Here is a 2,973-nt window from a genome sequence, read left to right as displayed (position 1 = left end):
CCGTACGCCGTCGACGGGCTCGGAGAAGGCCTGTCGCGGGGCATACAGGAGACCGATGCCCCGCGACAGCCGTTCACCACGGGCCTTCCACCGCGGTGAACGGTGCGGTTTCCATCCCCGATGGATGCCGCGGCGTGTGCGGCGCTTCCTCCGAACAACCGCCCACATGGGGCATTCGCCACCGCTGGGGCGCCGGATTGGCCGACCTGCGCGGTGTCACCCGGACGGGCCAAGCGGCTGCCGACAGGGCCGTCGAGCGAACCGGTTCCAACTTTCTTCGCCTCGGACCAATCCGATGGCGCAGCGGCCCCGAATAGCAGGCATGACGATCAACACAGCGCCCCCTGATCCGACGTGGAGCGAGCATCGCCTCCGGCACGCTCCGTGGACGACCGCGCCGATCGTCGTCGCTGCGTCCTGCCACCTCACCTGACGTCAGCACCCCCCGCTGTTGCGGGGCCCTACCCGAGCACACCCCTGAACGAACACACAGGGCAACCGACCGAACACGCAGGAGAACTTCCGTGAATGCCTTCCGCTTCCGCCGCGCCGCCATCGCCGTCACCGCCGCCGCCGTCCTGCCCCTCACGCTGACCGCGTGCGGCGGGGACGACAGCTCCTCCGACTCGGCCTCCGACAAGGCGAGCAGCTCCGCCCCCGCCGAGGAGAAGTCGAGCCCGGCAGCCGACGACAGCGCCCCCATGGACGGTCCGTTCGGTCCCGGCTGCGCGTCCGTCCCGAAGGACGGCGCGGGCTCCTTCGACGGCATGGCGCAGGACCCGGTCGCCACCGCCGCGTCCAACAACCCCGAACTCTCCACGCTGGTCACCGCCGTGAAGAAGGCCGGTCTGGTCGACACCCTCAACAACGCGCAGAACATCACCGTGTTCGCGCCGACCAACGACGCCTTCGCCAAGATCCCGAAGGCCGACCTCGACAAGGTCCTGGCCGACAAGGAGATGCTCACCAGCATCCTCACCTACCACGTCGTCGGCGAGAAGCTCGCCCCGCAGCAGCTGGAGAGCGGAACGTACGACACCCTCCAGAAGTCGACCCTCGCCACCAAGGGCTCCGGCGAGAACTACACGGTCAACGACACCTCCAAGGTCGTCTGCGGCAACGTGCCCACCGCCAACGCCACCGTCTACATCGTGGACACCGTCCTGATGCCCAAGGCCTGACCCTTGCCCCGACCCACGTCGGGAGCACGGTGACGCGCCTGGCCACCGCCGTCGCGCATTGCGCCCTTATCACGGATGGCCCCCGAGCCGGAACAACCCACTGGGGCCCCTTCCGTGTGCCCACGACAGCACCGACAGCGGGCGAACACCTGCGACGGCACGACACTCCGCACGGCCGCGACACGGGCGATGCCCGCCCGCAGCCGCGTACCGCGGGGCCCCGAAAGGGCGTGGAGGACGACTCCGCCCCTCCCCCGCAGCCGCGCGGAGGAGGGGCGGAATCAGCCGCGTCGCCAGGTGTTCAGGGGCGCACGGTGCACAGCGCGAGCAGGCAGAGGTTGAACCCCTGGGTGTTGCTGGGACCCGTGTGGCCGCCCGGTCCGGATTCACCGACCGTGCACCGGGCCAGCAGGCAGAGATTGCCGCCCTGTATCCCCCGGTAGGAGGCGAACGGCCCGGCGGCGGAGCCGGCGGCCTCGCCGGCGGAGTGGGTCTGCCGGGGAGCCGCCTCGGGCGTGGCGGCGACGGCGGATGTCGCGGGGGCGGCCGCCAACAGCACGGCGCCGACGACGGTTCCGACGAGCCGCCACCGCCGGGCGGGAACAGGGAGCTTCATGGCTTCTCCAGATCTCTTCGCGGCCTGGGCCGCAGGCGTCCGAACGGACGTCCGGACGTAACCCCTTCGGCGCGAAGCTCTCTCCGGATGGGTCTCCGGCGTAAACCCGCCAGGCAATTGGCTGATACGCGCCAGCGAAGTGCAAAAGGCGGCCACGGCCACGTGTCGTGCGTCACATGGGGCAATCCGGGGCGGGAGTGACTCCGAAGGACCTGTGTGAAGGCCTCGTTGGGGCAACGGCGAGACATTGGAGGCTCTCAGCGTGCAACGGGCCACAGAGTCGGATGCTTCGCAATCGCGATTCTCCAGCGTTCCGCCCGTGCTGGACCTTCCCCCGTCAGCCCCTTCAGCCGCTCCCGCGCCGTGTCCCTGAGGCGCACGGCCACTCCCACGCCGTGTGCCTGAGGCGCGCCGTCCGCCTCCGGGGACCCACCGGTCCCCGTCATCGGCCCCACCCGTCCCGTCCAGCCCTGCGGCGCACGCCGACCCCGGCCCACGCCCCCGCAGGTCTCCCCCACCGAGGTGAAATCGCGTGACCGACGCACCGCACACCGGACTCCCGCCGGGCACCCTGCGCCTGACCGCCGCTCAGCGAGGAGTCTGGTTCGCCCAGCGGCTCGATCCCGCGGATCCTTCGTACAACATCGCGGAGTACGCGGACATCCGGGGCCGAATAGAACCGGACCTGCTGCGCCGCGCCGTCAGCCACACGGCGGACGAGATGGAGGCGCTGCGCAGCACCTTCGGCGAACACGACGGAGTCCCGTTCCAGCGTGTGCGGAGCGTCCGGGAAGGCGGGGCCGTCCCCGTTCCGCTGGTGGACCTCTCCCATACGGAGGACCCGCACGCCGAAGCCCTGCGGCGGATGAAGCGGTGCCTGGCGGAGCCCGCGGATCTCTCCGCGGGGCCTCTGGTCCGCATCACCCTCTACCGTCTCTCCGCCTCGCACCACCTCTTCCACCAGCAGGTTCACCATCTGGCGCTGGACGGTTACGCGGCCGTGCTCGCCCTGTCCCGCATCGCCGAGGTCTACACCGCTCTCGCTCTCGATCCGGACGCGGGGGCGGGGCCCCGGCCGGGGGGCGCCCGCGCCGCCCACCAGGAGGAGGGGGGCGCCGAACCCGCCACCCAGCAGGGGGGGCGCGCCCACCGGGTGGGGGGCGCGCACCACCGCGG

3 protein-coding genes are annotated in these 2,973 nt (G+C 71.3%); 2 read left to right on the top strand and 1 reads right to left on the bottom strand.

The window, feature by feature from the left end:
- Positions 1-524: 524 nt before the first annotated feature.
- Entirely contained in the window at positions 525-1,181 is a 657-nt protein-coding gene (locus ACFWRV_RS13625) for a fasciclin domain-containing protein (protein ID WP_384333055.1), read from the top strand.
- 301 nt (positions 1,182-1,482) lie between these two features.
- Here the strand turns inward: ACFWRV_RS13625 and ACFWRV_RS13620 are convergent, their stop codons facing one another.
- Positions 1,483-1,797: a hypothetical protein gene (locus ACFWRV_RS13620; RefSeq protein ID WP_384333052.1), complete on the bottom strand. Its 315-nt coding sequence runs from the start codon at positions 1,795-1,797 to the stop codon at positions 1,483-1,485.
- Positions 1,798-2,329: 532 nt separating this feature from the next.
- Here ACFWRV_RS13620 and ACFWRV_RS13615 point away from each other — a divergent pair.
- Positions 2,330-2,973 (top strand): condensation domain-containing protein (locus ACFWRV_RS13615; RefSeq protein ID WP_384333049.1); only part of this gene is annotated, 644 nt, incomplete at its 3' end.

Origin of the sequence: Streptomyces sp. NPDC058576 (assembly GCF_042718715.1) — a bacterium.
Classification (GTDB): domain Bacteria; phylum Actinomycetota; class Actinomycetes; order Streptomycetales; family Streptomycetaceae; genus Streptomyces.
The sequence above is the reverse complement of the archived record's forward strand: the minus strand, read 5'-3'. Positions and strand labels throughout refer to the sequence as shown.